The 14,777-nt window shown below is 71.1% G+C and carries 14 protein-coding genes and 1 pseudogene; 5 read left to right on the forward strand and 10 right to left on the reverse strand.

Translation table 11 applies throughout. The features are described from left to right. Positions 1–425 (forward strand): annotated as a pseudogene (locus tag ABTX81_RS20475) (DEAD/DEAH box helicase); the annotation flags it as partial. 185 nt (positions 426–610) lie between these two features. After that, positions 611–1,438: a TIGR02452 family protein gene (locus tag ABTX81_RS20480; protein WP_350547670.1), complete on the forward strand. Its 828-nt coding sequence runs from the start codon at positions 611–613 to the stop codon at positions 1,436–1,438. 5 nt (positions 1,439–1,443) lie between these two features. Here ABTX81_RS20480 and ABTX81_RS20485 read toward each other — a convergent pair whose 3' ends face one another. The 3 genes from ABTX81_RS20485 to ABTX81_RS20495 form a co-directional block, all read right to left on the reverse strand. Next, positions 1,444–1,779 carry a hypothetical protein gene (locus tag ABTX81_RS20485; protein WP_350547672.1) on the reverse strand — a complete coding sequence of 112 codons (336 nt, stop codon included), beginning with the start codon at positions 1,777–1,779 and terminating at the stop codon, positions 1,444–1,446. Positions 1,780–1,908: 129 nt separating this feature from the next. Beyond that, positions 1,909–3,096, reverse strand: a complete 1,188-nt coding sequence (locus tag ABTX81_RS20490; RefSeq protein ID WP_350547674.1) for a hypothetical protein — start codon at positions 3,094–3,096, stop codon at positions 1,909–1,911. A gap of 131 nt (positions 3,097–3,227) precedes the next feature. Then, complete coding sequence (locus ABTX81_RS20495; protein WP_350547676.1) at positions 3,228–4,379, reverse strand: IS701 family transposase; 1,152 nt, start codon at positions 4,377–4,379, stop codon at positions 3,228–3,230. Between the two features lie 227 nt (positions 4,380–4,606). On the opposite strand from ABTX81_RS20495, the gene ABTX81_RS20500 reads away from it, so the two are divergent. Continuing rightward, complete coding sequence (locus tag ABTX81_RS20500) at positions 4,607–5,077, forward strand: very short patch repair endonuclease (protein ID WP_350547678.1); 471 nt, start codon at positions 4,607–4,609, stop codon at positions 5,075–5,077. Here ABTX81_RS20500 and ABTX81_RS20505 read toward each other — a convergent pair. The 5 genes from ABTX81_RS20505 to ABTX81_RS20525 all read right to left on the reverse strand — a co-directional run bounded on the left by ABTX81_RS20505 (position 4,991) and on the right by ABTX81_RS20525 (position 11,279). After that, positions 4,991–6,205, reverse strand: a complete 1,215-nt coding sequence (locus ABTX81_RS20505; RefSeq protein WP_350547680.1) for a DNA cytosine methyltransferase — start codon at positions 6,203–6,205, stop codon at positions 4,991–4,993. The genes ABTX81_RS20500 and ABTX81_RS20505 overlap by 87 nt on opposite strands. Before the next feature lie 142 nt (positions 6,206–6,347). Beyond that, entirely contained in the window at positions 6,348–7,259 is a 912-nt protein-coding gene (locus tag ABTX81_RS20510) for a protein NO VEIN domain-containing protein (protein ID WP_350547682.1), read from the reverse strand. Beyond that, positions 7,240–9,072 carry a DEAD/DEAH box helicase gene (locus ABTX81_RS20515; protein WP_350547684.1) on the reverse strand — a complete coding sequence of 611 codons (1,833 nt, stop codon included), beginning with the start codon at positions 9,070–9,072 and terminating at the stop codon, positions 7,240–7,242. Before ABTX81_RS20515 ends, ABTX81_RS20510 begins: the two co-directional genes overlap by 20 nt. Beyond that, positions 9,072–10,493 (reverse strand): ParB N-terminal domain-containing protein, encoded by a 1,422-nt coding sequence (locus tag ABTX81_RS20520; protein WP_350547686.1) that lies wholly within the window; start codon positions 10,491–10,493, stop codon positions 9,072–9,074. Before ABTX81_RS20520 ends, ABTX81_RS20515 begins: the two co-directional genes overlap by 1 nt. A 99-nt stretch (positions 10,494–10,592) precedes the next feature. Further along, on the reverse strand, positions 10,593–11,279 hold the full coding sequence (locus tag ABTX81_RS20525; RefSeq protein WP_350547688.1) for a KpnI family restriction enzyme N-terminal domain-containing protein: 687 nt from the start codon (positions 11,277–11,279) through the stop codon (positions 10,593–10,595). Positions 11,280–11,517: 238 nt separating this feature from the next. On the opposite strand from ABTX81_RS20525, the gene ABTX81_RS20530 reads away from it, so the two are divergent. Continuing rightward, positions 11,518–12,348, forward strand: a complete 831-nt coding sequence (locus tag ABTX81_RS20530) for a hypothetical protein (RefSeq protein WP_350547690.1) — start codon at positions 11,518–11,520, stop codon at positions 12,346–12,348. A gap of 47 nt (positions 12,349–12,395) precedes the next feature. Here the strand turns inward: ABTX81_RS20530 and ABTX81_RS20535 are convergent, their stop codons facing one another. Further along, positions 12,396–13,103 (reverse strand): tyrosine-protein phosphatase, encoded by a 708-nt coding sequence (locus tag ABTX81_RS20535; protein ID WP_350547692.1) that lies wholly within the window; start codon positions 13,101–13,103, stop codon positions 12,396–12,398. A 91-nt stretch (positions 13,104–13,194) separates the two neighbouring features. Then, the gene (locus ABTX81_RS20540) at positions 13,195–13,965 is read right to left on the reverse strand and encodes an SDR family oxidoreductase (RefSeq protein WP_350547694.1); all 771 of its coding nucleotides are present in this window, start codon (positions 13,963–13,965) and stop codon (positions 13,195–13,197) included. A 98-nt stretch (positions 13,966–14,063) separates the two neighbouring features. Between ABTX81_RS20540 and ABTX81_RS20545 the strand changes: the two genes are divergently transcribed. Further along, complete coding sequence (locus ABTX81_RS20545) at positions 14,064–14,768, forward strand: nucleotidyltransferase domain-containing protein (RefSeq protein WP_350547696.1); 705 nt, start codon at positions 14,064–14,066, stop codon at positions 14,766–14,768. Positions 14,769–14,777 lie beyond the last annotated feature (9 nt).

A 14,777-nucleotide genomic window follows, 5' to 3' on the forward strand; every position in this document is an offset into this window, starting at 1 on the left:
GTACCGGTGACCGTGAGCGCGGTGGCTTCAACCGTGACCGTGACGACCGTGGTGGCCGTTCGTTCGGTGACCGTGAGCGCGGTGGCTTCAACCGTGACCGTGACGACCGTGGTGGCCGTTCGTTCGGTGACCGTGAGCGCGGTGGCTTCAACCGTGACCGCGATGACCGTGGTGGCCGTTCCTTCGGTGACCGTCCGGCCCGTTCCTTCGGTGACCGCGACCGCTCCTTCGGCCGCGACCGCGACGAGCGCGGCGGCAGCAACAACCGTCCGTTCGCCCGCCGCGACGACCACCGCTCCGGCGGCCGTCCGCAGTCCGGTGGCTTCAACCGTGACCGTGACGACCGCGGCGGCCGCTCCGGCGGCTTCAACTCCGGCAACTCCGGCTTCAACCGCGACGACCGCAAGCCGCGTTGGAAGAACTGACGCCGCGTAGCACCTGACGCGTCGGCGACGGGCCCGTTCCACTCCGGTGGGGCGGGCCCGTCGCCGTTCCTGTCCAGCCGTTCCTGTCCAGCGGTTCCTGTCCAGCGGTTCCTGTCCACCCGGTTGTTCTACGGCCGAGAATAACCAGTGGCGCGACGCCTCCGCCGTCACCTACCGTCGGCGGCATGAGCAGCAGAATGCGTGACGTGGCGGCGGTGAACGAGGGCATCGTCGAACGGGGGGACTACCACGCGGCCGGGGGCGAACTCGTCGAGGTGGCCGAGCGGTTGGCGGCGGCGCGGGCCGGCACGGTGTCGTACGACCCGGCCGGGCTGGACGCGCTGGTCGCGGCGGGCGGCCCCGGTCCGGTGGCGGACCCGGCCACCGTCGAGGTGACGGCCGAGGGCAGCGTCCAGGCGGCCCGCCGGCTGGTCGAGGCGGGCGCCGGGACGGTCGGGGTGCTCAACTTCGCCTCCGCGCGGAACCCCGGCGGCGGCTATCTGCGCGGCGCCCGCGCCCAGGAGGAGGACCTCTGCCGCAGCGCCCTGCTGTACACCTGCCTGCGGGAGGCGCCGGACTACTACGAGGCGCACCGGGCCTCCACCGACCTCCGGTACAGCCACCGGGTGATCGTCTCGCCGGACGTGCCGGTGGTGCGGGGCGAGGACGGCGGGCTGCTGGCGCGCCCGTACGCCGTCACCTTCCTGACCTCGCCGGCGCCGAACGCCGGCCAGCTGGCCCTGCGCACGCCCGGGGGCGTGGACGTGCGGGGCGTACTCGCCGAGCGGGCCGAGCGGGTGCTCGCGGCGGCCGCCCGGCACGGGGTGCGCGCGCTGGTGCTCGGGGCCTGGGGCTGCGGGGTGTTCCGCAACGACCCGGCCGAGGTCGCCGAGGCCTTCGAGTACGCGCTGGCCCGCTACGGCGCGGCCTTCGACCGGGTGGTCTTCGCGGTCTGGGACCGGACGCCGGTCTCGCCGAACCGGGCCGCCTTCGAGGCCCGGTTCGGGGGCTGACCCGCTCAGCCCTTGCGGGTGACCAGCGCCGAGGTGAGCGCCGAGGCGGCGGTCACCACCCCGGTGACGGCGAAGACCGACGGCCAGGCGCCGATCTTCTTCGCCAGCGGGTGCGAGCCGCCGAAGGCCGCCACGTACAGCCCGGTCAGCGCGGCCGCGGCGGGCGCGCCCGAGCGCCGGTGCCACTGCGCGGCGGCGCCCGCGCCGGCCACGGCCAGCACCGCGCCGCCGAGCTGCCGCTTCCCGGTCCACCGGGCGACGCCGTAACCGCCGACCAGACCGCTCGCCGCGGTCAGCGCGGCCGGTGCGGTGCTCGCGAGCGCGTTCGGGATCCTCGCCATCGTCGACTCCACTCCTCGGCGGATCCGGTGCGGATCCGCGGCGGGTTCTCGGGTTTCCCCCGGGCTTCCGACCCTAACCCGCCGCCTCCGCCCGCCCGCCCGGGCCCCCGCGACCCCCTGCGCGGTCCGCTACCGCACCGCCTGCTCGAAGGGCAGCGCGGGCGCGGCGGCCGCCAGCCGGGCCGCGGCCTCCTCCGGCGGGAGGACCCGCTCCAGCCGCAGGTCGCCGGGCACCTGCTCGACGAACCGCCCGGCCGCCCAGCTCCGCTCGTACGGCTGCGGGTCCAGGACGAGGGTCCGCACGCCGTCCACCACCGGGATGGACTCCGGCATGCCCTCGTTCCAGATCCAACCGCCGTCCGGCGCGACCAGGTTGAACGCGCCCGTCGCGATGAACCGGCGCCCGTCCAGCCACTCGGTGCGGCTGAGCGCGACCACCTCCGGGTCGGGGCGGATGCCGGGCAGGTGGCCGCCGCCGATCAGCGCCTCGGCGAGCAGCGTGTGCAGCTGGAAGTTGTCGGTCAGGCCGTCCATCCGGAGCAGATAGCCGGTGCCGCTCGGGCGGTGCAGGACGAGCAGCGGCTCGTCGTCGAGGGCGGCGGCCAGGTACCGCAGGCCCTTGAGGTCGTGCTGCTCGGAGCGCTCGCGGTAGCGGTCGATCAGCTCGGTGAGGACGTCGGTCACGCCGTCGGCGCGGGCCGCGCGGCGCACGGCGGCATGGGTGCAGAGCGCGAACGCGGCCCGCTGCCAGAGGCCGAGCGTCCACCAGCCGGCCACCGCCCGGTGGGCGTGCCAGGCGTCGATCCGCCCGGCCCCGGCGAGCCGGGCGTGGGCCCGGCCGGGGTCGTCCCGGTCGGGATCGGGCAGGTCGGGGTCGGGCAGGTCGGGGTCGTCCCGGTCGGAACCGGGCCGGGCGTCCTCGTCGTCCCCGGCCCACCGGTCGAGCAGCAGCAGCGCGCCGGCCAGCGCCTCACGCAGCCCGGCGAGCACCCGGTCGGCGCAGGCCACCGGGTCGGCGCCGCGCTCCACGCAGGCGCCGACCATCATCGCCAGGTGCGCCCGGGGGAACAGCGGGGTGTCCGTGAGCAGCGCCGCCAGCCGGGGGCCGACCGCCGCCGACTCCGCCTCCCCGGCGGGCCCGAGCGTCCCGCCCAGCCGGCGCAGCGCCGCTTCGAAGCGCTCACCGCCGTCCGGACCGTCCGCCACCCCGGCCACGGCGGCCTCCAAGGCGCCCACCGCCTCGGCGATGGCGGACTGCTGACTGACCGACGGCCCACCGGGGCGGCCGTCCTGCGCGGAATGAGGGTCGAACACCATTCGCCGCAGCCTAGTAGTGCTTTGTTAGGTGGTGTCGTAGGGCTGCCATGGGGCGGGCTGTCGGCAGGTGGGGCAGGTTCCGGTCCAGGTGGCGATGAGGTGTTGGAGGAGGTCCAGGGCCTGACCGAAGGTCAGGCCCTGGACAGGGCTTTTGGGAGGGCGCGCTGTTCGGTGAGGAACAGGTGGGCGGCGCTGACGAGGGTGACGTGGCGGTGCCAGCCGATGTAGGAGCGGCCCTCGAAGTGGTCCAGGCCCAGGCGGGTCTTCAGCTCGCGGTAGTCGTGCTCGATCCGCCAGCGTGACTTCGCCAGCCGGACGAGGTCCTTGGCAGGGATGTCCGCGGGCAGGTTCGAGATCCAGTACTTGACCGGCTCCGCCTCGTTCTCGGGCCACTGGGCGATCAGCCAGGTGAGGGGGATCGTGCCGTCGGCGGCCGGCCTCGGGCGTCGCCCGGCGAGGCGGACCCGCAGCAGGACGAAGTGCGCGCTCATCGCCGCCTTGGAGCCTTTGCGCCAGGTCACGCTCCGCCCGGCCCGGCGTCCGGCGGCCAGCACGTGCTCGCGCAGGGGGATCGGGTGGGTTCGGTAGCGCGGCAGCGGCCGCGGCCCCAGGCCCCCGTAGGGCGGCTGGTGCGGTTCGGCGTCCTCCGGGTGGGCGGTCATCTCGCCCTTGGCCTGCAGCACGTAGGCCAGGCGGCGGTCCTCCAGGCTGTGGCGGAAGTCGGCGTTCGCCCCGTAGGCGGTGTCCGCGACCAGCACCGCGGGCCGCAGCCCGGTGGCGGCGAGTTCGTCGAGCATGCCCAGGGCCAGGGTCCATTTCGGCTGGTGGTGCTCGTCCTCGGGGATCCGGCAGGCCGCCCGCCGTCCGGCGGCCTCGGGTCCGTCCCAGGACTCGGGCAGGAACAGCCGCCAGGACAGCGGGCAGGAGGCGGTGTCGGACAGCGCGTGGACGCTGACGCCGATCTGGCAGTTGCCGACCTTGCCCAGGGTGCCGGAGTACTGGCGGGCGACCCCGGGCGAGGCCCTGCCGTCCTTGGGGAAGCCGGTGTCGTCCACGGCCCACACCTCCGGCCGCACCGCCCGCACCGCCCGCCTGGCCAGGCGGGCACGGACGTCCTCGACCGGCCAGGTCGAGGACGTCATGAACTGCTGCAACGCCTGGTGGTCGACCCCCAGGCGCTCCGCCATCGGCTGCATCGACTTGCGCCGGCCCTCCGGCAGCAGCCCCCGCAGATACAGACCGCCCTTGGCCCGCTGATCACGGCGGGCCAAGGGCGCGAACACCTCCGCCGCACGTCGACGCCCCCGGCACCTGCACCCTGACCAGCTTCATCAGCGGCAAGCCCCTCACGGCTCCGGCCGACCCCGCCACCGCCCCGGTCCACCAGTGGGAGGACATCGACTCCCCGGCCCAGCGGTGGCGGCTGGAGCGGCGGTAGATTCCTGTCCCGTGCCTAACCTGGAAGCACGGCACTCTGCGCCGTAGAAGGTTCCGAATGCGAGGAAGCGCCATGACTGATACCTGGGTCCCACCGGAGGGATCATGGGCATCGTCCGAGGCAAACCGGCGGAACATGCAGGCCATCCGGAGCCGCGACACCAAACCGGAGCTGCGGATCAGGCAGCTCGTCCACGCTCGCGGCCTGCGTTACCGGGTTGCCGCGCGTCCTCTGCCAGGCGTTCGCCGGACGGCTGATCTTGTCTTCCGCCCGGCGAAGGTGGCGGTCTTCATCGACGGGTGTTACTGGCACGGGTGCCCTGAGCACTACGTCTCGCCGAAGACCAACCAGGGCTACTGGTCGGAGAAGGTCACGCGGAACGTCGAGCGTGACCGGGATACCGATGCCCGGTTGGAAGCGGCCGGCTGGACCGTGCTCAGGTTCTGGGAGCACGAATCACCAGAGGGTTGCGCCCTTGAGATCAGCACGGTTGTCAGAGAACGCCGAGGGGGCTCCGCAGCTGTCTTCCGCGGGGGTGCCTGAGCTGCCGGAGCCGGACCAGGGCTCTTCGCACTGGCCCGCGTCAGGACGACGGCCGAGACTGATCACTTCGGCGATGGCGCGCCCGAAGGCCTCGGCAACCGGGGGTGGGAACGCGTTCCCGACCTGCCGGTAGCGGGCGGTCTTTCCTCCCTCGAAGTACCAGTTCTCAGGGAAGCCCTGGATGATGGCGGCCTGGCGCACGGTGAGCTTGGGGCCGTGCTCGCTCAGCAGGTCCCGTCCGACGTTGATCTCGCCGTCTTCGTCATTCGCCACGCCCATCGCATCGACGCCGAGTTGCCGCCAGGCGGCTTTCGCCCGGCTGGGGCCGAGGTCGGCGCCGCCGTGCTTCTTGGAGCCGCCGACGAGAGTCGGGGCGACGCCCCCTGCCTTGGCCTTCTTCTCCCAGTACCTGCGCCGCTCGTCAAGGTCCGCGGCCAGTTCCGGGTAGAGCTTCTTCGCTTTGTCGTACCGGATCTTCATGCTCTTCTTAAGTGCTTCGAAGACCGTTTTGTATTCACTATTGCCGGTTGGCCACTCAAACTTTTCCGCGTAGTAATCAGAATGAATGGCCACCAGGATGGCCCGTGGCCGGAGCTGGGGAACTCCGTAGTCGGCGGCCTCGACCATGTCCCACTTGCAGACGTGATAGCCGAGCGTTTCCAGCTCGGAGACAATGTAGTCGCGGTACCCCGCGAATTTGTGCGCGGGCTGCAGGAGGCCGCGCACATTCTCGATCATCACGGCCTTCGGCCCGATCTTCTTGACAAGATCGAGCATGGTCGGAAACAGGTCCCGCTCGTCGTCCTGGCCGAGTTGGCGGCCGGCCAGCGAGAATGGCGGGCAGGGCACTCCGCCGGCCAGCAGGTCGATTTCTCCGTGCTTGAAGTCCGTGATGTGCTCGGCCGGCTTGAAGTCCTTGACGTCCATGGGGTGGACCTTGCCGTGCTGCCGCTCCCACTCCCACTCGTCGCGGTCCTGCAGGTTCCTGTCCAGGGCTGCTGCCGCATGCTTGTCGATTTCGACGAGGGCCACGTGCTTGAAGCCTGCCTTGTGGAGGCCCACGGCTTGTCCGCCAGCGCCGGCGCAGATCTCGACTGAGGTCAGCGGCGGCTTCTCGCTGGTGGTCATGGGCGTCCTCCCTGGCTGTGACACGCAAAGGCCAAGTGTCGCAGAGGCGGAGGCGTTGCTGCACTCCAGCACCACGCGTAGTGTGCTCCGGCACTCGGCTGGCGGGCTCGGGCCGATTGTGCCAGCAGGTTCTGACAGTGACCTATCCGGGCTGAGCGTGAGTGGAGAGGGCCGGCTGCGGTGCGCCGAGCTGGCTGGCCGGGGCATCGCGCCGGAGACACCCGTGTACAGCAGTGATGCCCGGTGTCAGGGCGGACGACGGCAGTGAGAGCTGTGCGGATGCCCACTCGGCTCCGCCGGGGTGCCTGTCCACCGGGACGACGCTTTCGATCCAGGACCTTGAGACAGTGCTCACAGAACCCAGCTGGTCCTGTTCGTCGAGTACCAGGAACACCAGGTGCCAGGCCGGATCCGTCCGCATCGTCTCGTACTCGTGGCGTGACAGGAAGAGCGTCCGTCCTGCGCGGTTCGTGGTGCTCTTGACCTCCAGGTGAACAGAACCGCCAGGGACTTCGACGGCAATGTCATAACCGGCACGGTCGGAGAACTCTGATACATGGACGACGTCGCCCCGCAGTGTCCGCCGTAGCAGAGCCACCAGCGCGGCTTCGCCGGCCGCTCCCACACGTGCGCGTTCGGCGAGCCCGGCCTTCGCCAGAGCCGCATCCGCATCACCACGGGTGAGCCCTAGCGTGCGGGCAAGGGCCTCGGCGGGAGCCGTCGGACCGGGAGCCGACGGACGGAGCGGACCGCCGGAATCCTGGCTCAGCTCGTCGGCCTGGCCGGGGTATACGGCTTCCAGGGACCGTTCCAGCAACTGAAGGCTGAGGAATCGATTCTCCAGGGAAGACGAGCCGCCGTGTGGCCGCGGTGCCGGTATCAGCCTGATCCGCTCCAGCCATTCGAGGCCGTCGGCGTACTGGGCGGGGGTGAGATCGGCATACGCGTCATGGTGGGTGAAGAGGGCCCTGGCATGGTCGACGTCCGTGGTCCGGAGGACATGGAGCCATCGCAGGGCGGCCCTCATCGCACCCTCAGCGGGAAGCCGCGTCATCGAGGTGCTCCAGGAACGCTCGAATGTCTGCCATGTCCATGCCGGCTGCGATGGCCGGTTCCTCCTGGAGGTCCGCCAGTTGCTGGACAGCGGGGTCGTCGAGGATCCGTCCCATGAACTGCAGCTTCAGCTCAAGCCGTTTGGCCACGGTCTCGTCGAGCGTATTGCGGCACGCCAGTACCGTGATCCGGGTCTCGGTGTCCGGTGGCAGTCCCAGCCGGTGGATCCGGTCGAGGCTCTGCAGGAACCGGCCTGCCTGGAAGTCCCGGTCGACATAGACGGCATCGTGGCAGACCTGGTGAAGGCTGATTCCTTCACCCAGGGTGGCCGGGTTGGAAATGAGGACAGCGCATTCCGGGTCCTCCCGGAAGCGGAGGATCTGCTCATCACGGTCGGGGGTCCCGCCGTGCACCACGGCGGGACTGAACTCCTTGAGCATCAGCTCGAGGGTGGTCAGGCTCCGGACGAAGCTCGCCCACACCAGGGTCTTCCTGCCCTGGGCGGCATTCTCCGCCACAAGGTGCCGGGCTTCCTGGTACTTCGGGGACAGCTCGTACGACGGCAGGTCTGCCAGCAGGGTCTGGAGCGAGGCATTCCCGGGAGCTTCCAACGGTTCGAGCCGGTACGCGAGCGGTTCGTACTGGCTGCTGCCCTGCCGGAGCAGGGCCGGGCTGGTGGCCGCCATCAGCATGCGCAGCATCGACTTTCCGAGCGCCTCGAAGTCAGACCGCGAGGCCTCGGCCCGCAGCGAATACTGCCCGGCGAGCGCGTCGTAGATCTCCCGGTGGAGCGGCGGCATGTCCACATACCGGATCGTGGTCACTGCGGGGGGGAGGCCGAGCTCCCGCTTGGTCGTACGGGTGTACAGCGGACGGAGGACCGTGCTGGCGTGTGCGAGATCACCGCCGGCGACGGCTTGGCTGACGACACGCCGTCCGTGGCCGGGCCAGACGAAGGAGAGCAGGTTCTCCAGATCCCTCGCTCCGTTGGGAGCCGGGGTGCCGGTGAGGATGAGACGGCGCTTGCTGAGCGGTCCCAGGGCCATGCAGGCCGCGCCGTAGATCCCCTGGGACCCCAGCTTCATCCGGTGGGCCTCGTCGAGAACGAGCATGCTGGGAGCGGCCTTCAGCCAGCCCGCGAGCGCGGCGAGCTGACGGTCCAGCCGCTCGTAGTTCACGATCAGGATCTCTGCCGCCGGATCCGGTGAGCCGGCCATCACCGTGGTCCGCGGAGGCTGCCGGAAACACAGGGCGGCCTCGGTCTGCCACGCTTCGTAGGCCGACTTCGGGCTTACGACAAGGAGCCGGCTGACCTGCTTCTGCTCCTTGAGTGCCGCGTAGACCGCTAGCGTGGTCCGTGTCTTGCCAGCCCCGGGAACGCTGAAGTTCGCGCCGTGGCGCAGCGACAGGAGCCGGCTCACATCCCGCCGCTGGAAAGCGGTGAGGTCAGCCTGCCAGCGGGCGCCGAGCAGTGCGGGCACGTCATCCGGACAAGTGACGGTCTCGCCGGCGGTGTCGCCCGACAGCTGCCTGCGCGCGGCGTCGGCGTCGTCCAGCACGCTCCCGGCAAGCTCGGCCAGGGCGTCCTCCCACTCCACGCTCTCGGGCACCGGCCAGCCGCCGAGCTCCTCCAGGCTGCTGAGGAAGTCCTCAAGGGGAACCTCGGCCGAGAGGGGGCCCCGGATGGCGCCGTTGCTGAAGCGCATGGACAGCCGGGCGAGATCGCTCTGGAAGCCCGCTGCCGCCCGGAGGACGGCAGCGGTGCGGGAGACGTCGAAGCCGATCCGCAGAGACGGTTCTGCTGCGAGGCTCACTAGGACTCCTGCTGGACGGCGTTCAACAACCAGCTGACCCCGTCCCCGGCCTCGGTCACGCTCCGCTGCGCTTCCTTGGCGAGCTTGGCGAGGCTCGCGCGGAGTTGGAGGACGGCCTCGTCGAATGCTTCCTCGTCGAGGCTGCGGGAACCGCGGGACAGCACCAGGTCGGTGATGCACTGGTCGATGTCCTGGCTGGCGTCATTGAGACGGTCCGGCGCCGCCCGCTTCTTCTTGCGCAGGCGGGCGTCGCGGCCGGCCGGGTCCAGGGCACTCTCCACAGCTTCGTGAACGGCCTCGAAGGTCCGGGTGGCAGCGGTGATCTGCTCCGGGGGCAGCTTCCCGACGGCCGCCTCGGTGGCCTTCAGCTGGAGGACGGAGTCCGTGAACGCCTTCGCCGACGAGACCTTGGCGGTCTCGGCCGCGGCGACGGAGCGGCCGAGGCCGGGGATGGAGACGGAAGAAGGGGCGCTGGCTGCCGGTGGCCGCAGCTCCTCCGGCAGCCGCTGCGCGAGGTACCGTTCGTGGAAGTCGTCCTCTATGACACGGACATCAGTCTTGGAGAAGCCCAGGACCATGGCGGCCATGCGTGTCTCCTTGATGAGTTCCGCCGCCTCGCGCTTGCCGGCGGCCAGTTCCTTGGCGTAACGGCGGCGGAGTTCCTTCAGCTTCTCCTGGTGCTCCTCGAAGTCCACCAGCCGCAAGCCGATGCCTCCGGTGGAGCTGCGGCCGATCATCTCCCGGATGCATGCCAGTACCCAGAGGTCCTGTTCACAGGCGGCAGTGGTGGTACGGAAGTCATGGGCGACGGTTGCGAGTGGCCGGCCCAGGGCGACCTGCTCCTCGATCGCGAGCAGCCGGTTGATGTACGAGTAGTCACGCCGGTGGTCCTTGCGCAACTGGAGGGAGAGTTCGACCGCGCTGATGTCGGCCCAGGTGCAGTCGCCGGGGAGAACACCGACCCGGATGGTCTGCTTGCCGAGATCCTTCATCGCGGCGCGCCGGGTGTTGCCGTTGACCAGGATTCCGTCACGGGTGATCAGGCCAGGGTCGTTCTGCCCGAACTCCGCGATGCTCTTCTTGAGTTCCGAGAATTCAGGATCCGTCTCGGCAGGCTTCGACGGCCTGGCCCGCAGCAGGGTGTGCAGGTACTCCTGGCTCTCCGGGCTCCAGGGGTTGGCATCCAGTGCGGCGTCGAGCTGCGGGTCGTGACTGCGCTGGGCGCGGATGCGGTGCGTGCCCGGGTTGTAGTAGAGGCTGTCGGTCGGCATGTCGATGACTTCGATGTTCAGCGGCTGGCTGCGCCACTCGATCTTCAGCGACTCGCGCACCCCGCCGGCCTGGGCGGCCTCGTGGAGCCGCTTCTCCACCAGCTCCTGGTTGTGTTCTGCCATCGGGGGCCGGCCAAGGTCCGGGCTCATGCCGGTGTTCTCCTCTGATCGCTGGGCAGGTGGTCCAATAAACGGGGGAAGGGCTGTGTGTGCTGGACGAGCAGGGTGGCCCGTGGCTGCCGTCTGCGGCTAGAGCAGCCTGGCGTTCAGGGCTTCGCGGAAGTTCTGGCGCGACTCTGCCGGCATCGTGCGGTAGGCGGCCCAGAGGAGTTCGACCCTGCCGAAGGCCCGCCTGTCCTCCTGCACCCAGGAGGCGAGCATCTTGCGTTCCATGTCGCCGAGGCTGTCCAACGCCGCGATCGTCCCGGCCTCGTCGGTTTCCGCGCGGGGCGCTCCCATGCGACAACGACGGCACTCGGTGATGAGCATTACGGACTCACTGCCGTCCGCATGCTTCACGGTGCGACGGGCGATGTCGAGCTGTGCGGTCTCGTAGGACTCGGCGTACTCCTCGCCGGGCGTGATGCCGCAGCTCCGGCAGAAGTTGCCGTCCCGCATGAGCACCTCGCGGCGCCTGGCGCCGTTGAGGCCGCCGGCCCGCTTGCCCGGCCCCTTGCCATTCTCCCAGACGGCTTCGCCCATGGACACCAGCCGCCGTTCATCGCTGCCGAGGGTGCTGTCGTGCCTCGAGGTGTCGATCCGCCAGCCCCGGTCCCGCAGGTCCCGGACGCGCCGGTCGATCTGCGCGACGGCGGGGAAGTCCTTCCGCAGATCGGTGTAGGTGAAGATGCCGCCCTCGCCGACCGTCCCGGCCAGCCACAGGGCCACCCGCTTCATCGAGCCGAGGTTTTCGTCCTCCCATGACGGGATGGTCATGGCTGCTCCTCTCCGTCGAGACGTGTGGGGTCCACGCGGGCTGCAGCGCACAGGAGCCTGAGCGGTCCGGTGCATCGGACCACCCACGTGGACCCTTCTAGTTGTAGAGGCAGCTGGAGCGCTCGCGCCAGCGACAAACGATCTTTCGCTGAACTCTGAACAGGACTGTCTTTGCGAGGTCTTGCTGATCGGACAGACTCGGATGGTCAGGTGTCCGTGGATGTGCTGTGGAGGGGATGTGCCGCTGCTTGGCCACGTCGGCAGGAATTTCGTCGAAGGCAGCACTCGTGAACAGCGGGATCTGGCTTCGGCTCTGTGTGACGTCTACCAGTGCCTGGAAAAGGCCACCCTGGCGGTGAACGCCAAACGGTTGATCGTGTCGCCGAGCGCGCTCAGCGGCTACCTCAACGCCCGTCATGTGCCGCAGGAAGAGCTGGTCGGGCTGCTGCACGCGGCAGCCAGGGCGGATTCGGGGCAGAAGCCCCCGTGGTCATTGGACGCCTTGGAGCGGATGCGCGCGGAGGCGAAGCGTCCCTGCCCGCGCTGCCGGGACCGGGAGCTGCAGAAGTGCGACCAGTGCGGCCACCAGGTTGCGACCTGCGGGGAGGATCCTCCGGCCGCTGTGCCGTCGGTGCGCCGTCGCTGGTCCAGAAACACGCACGGAGAGCCTGGTTCAGGCGGGCGGAAGGCTACGGGCCGGCCCGCTGGCCCGGTCGGCGGGAACGGACCGGAGTTGCCGGTCCCCCTGCCGGAAGGGGACCGGCAGGGTGCCGTCGGTCTGCCGCCCCTCGAACCCGGGCTGGAAGAAGCCCTCGGGTACCTCCTGGAAGGCCGGGACCGCGATGCGCACCTTGTTCTCGCCGAAGCCGGCGACAAGCTCCCGGTTCACCGGATCCCTGATGTCGTGATGGCCTGCCGCGGCCGTGGCTTCGCCGTCGCGGCGGATGCCGTGCTGCACAGTGCCGCCCGTCGGCCGCACCGTGAGGTGCTCCGGATCGTCCGCCTGTTCAACTCTGCGCGGTACTACGAGGAAGCCGACTTGGTTCTGAAGACGGCCACGGCGGACTGACCGGGCCGCCGGGCGCCCGCCGCAAAACAGCGGGCGCCATGTCCATGTCAGGTCGACAGATTGGCCCGGAGGGCGTCGAGGTCGGCGTCGGTGGCGCCGTGGGCGTGCAGGTAGGCGGGGAGGGAGCCGTGCTGGTCGTGGATCCAGGCGAAGGAGGAGGCGAGCAGCTCCGCCGAGACCGGGCGGGAGATCCGCTCGGCGCCGGTCTCGTCGATGTACGGGGTGGGGCCGTCCAGCAGGCCGAGGCCGGTGTTGGAGAGCAGGTAGTCGGCGGTGATGTCGGCCTCGGAGGCGCCCAGCAGGGACTGCACGACGGCGATGGTGAGGCCGGTGCGGTCCTTGCCGACGGCGCAGTGGACGACGGCGGACAGGGTGCCGGGGGTGCCGAGACGGCGGATCGCGGCGACCAGCGACCGTCCGGCGGTGGCGGCCATGAACGGGTACAGCTCGACCTGGTCCTCCGGCCAGGGGCGGTCGCAGTCCTCCCGGTCGGCGGGCAGGGTGGGGAGGTGGAGGGTCTCCTGGTCGAGCCCGTCCAGCCGGTCCGGGAAGGCCGCGAGCTCCTCGCGGCTGCGCAGGTCGATCACGGTGCGCAGGCCGAGGGCCTTGAGCCGCAGGGCGCCCTCGGGGGCGAGGGTGTGGAAGGAGCCGGAGCGGAACAGCACGCCCCGGCGGAGCGAGCCGACGCCCCCGGCGTCACGGAAGTTGCGCACCCCGGGGATGTCGATGAAGGCGGACTGCACGTCGTCGGTCATGGCCACCACCGTACGGTCGCGGATCGTGCCGGGGGAAGGAGGAGGTCCGCCTTTCCGATCTTGACCTGAAGTCGGCTTCCGGCCCCGGTGCTCACCGGCCGCCGGAGACGTCCAGGAACGCGCCCGTGGTGTACGAGGAGGCCGGCGACAGCAGGAAGAGGATCGCCTCCGCGACCTCCTCGGGCTGCCCGCCGCGGCGCATCGGCAGGTTCGGCGCGACCCGGTCGACCCGGCCGGGCTCGCCGCCCAGCGCGTGGATGCCGGTGTGGATCAGGCCGGGGCGCACCGCGTTGACCCGGATGCCCTCGGCGGCGACCTCCAGGGCCAGCCCGCGGGTCATCGAGTCGACGGCCCCCTTCGCCGCCGCGTAGTCCACGTACTCGTTGGGCGAGCCGAGCCGGGAGGCGGCCGAGGAGACGTTGACGATGGTGCCGCCGCGTCCGCCGTGCCGGGTGGACATCCGGCGCACGGCCTGCGCGGCGCACAGGAACGGGCCGGTGATGTTGGCGGCCCAGATCCGGTTCAGCCGCTCCTCGTCGATGTCCTCCAGCCGGGTCTGCTTCTCCAGCGTGCCGGCGTTGTTCACCAGGGCGGTGAGCGGCCCGAGTTCGGCGTCGACGGTGTCGAACAGCCGGGCCACCTCGGCGCTTCGGCCGACGTCCGCGCGGACGGCGAGCGCGGTGCCCCCGTCGGCCCGGATCGCGTCCACCACCGAGGCGGCGGCGGCCTCGTCCGCCCGGTAGTTGACGCACACCCGGTAGCCGCGCCGCCCGGCCAGCAGCGCGGTGGCGGCACCGATGCCGCGCCCGGCACCGGTGACGAGAACGACGTCGGGCTGCTCGGAACCGTTCGCGGTGGGCATGCTCCGTACCCTACGCGCCGGCCGGCCGGAAATCCGTTCGCCCGCCGCGCCCCCGGCGGGCAGACTCCTCGGCACCGGCCGTCGAGAGGAGTCCACCCATGTCCACCGCGCCCGGCACCGTGCTGCTCTCCGGCATCGTCGGTTCGACCGCGTACGGGCTGGCCCACGCCGGCTCCGACATCGACCGGCTCGGCCTGTTCGCCGCCCCGACCGAGCGCTTCCACGGCCTGCACCGCCCCGCCGAGTCGCACGTCACCACCGCCCCGGACCGCACCCTGCACGAGGCCGCCAAGTGGTGCCGGCTGGCGCTCGGCTGCAACCCCACCGCCTCCGAGCTGGTCTGGCTGCCCGACGACCTCTACGAGGTCCGCACCCCGCTCGGCGAGGAGCTGATCGCGATCCGCCGCTCCTTCCTCAGCGCCCGGGCGGTCCGCAACGCCTATCTCGGCTACGCCACCCAGCAGTTCCGCAAGCTGCGGACCCGCGACGCCTCCGACCCGGCCGGCCGGGCCAGGGCGGCCAAGCACGCCCGTCACCTGGTCCGTCTCCTCGACCAGGCCGTCCACCTGCACGAGGCCGGCCACAACCTGGTCCGGCTGCCCGACCCGGAGCGCGTGCGCGCCCTCGGCGAGCGCATCGCCGACGACCCCGCCCACGCCGAGGCCCTGCTCGCCTCCGCCACCGACCGCCTCGACCGCCCGGGCGTCCTGCCCGAGCGCCCGGACGAGCGTCCGGCCGACGCCTGGCTCCGCCGCGTCCGCACCGCCCACTGGACGCACCACCCGGCGGCCGCACCCGCGTGAGCCCGCCCC

This window comes from Kitasatospora sp. NPDC097605, assembly GCF_040302725.1.
Lineage (GTDB): Bacteria > Actinomycetota > Actinomycetes > Streptomycetales > Streptomycetaceae > Kitasatospora.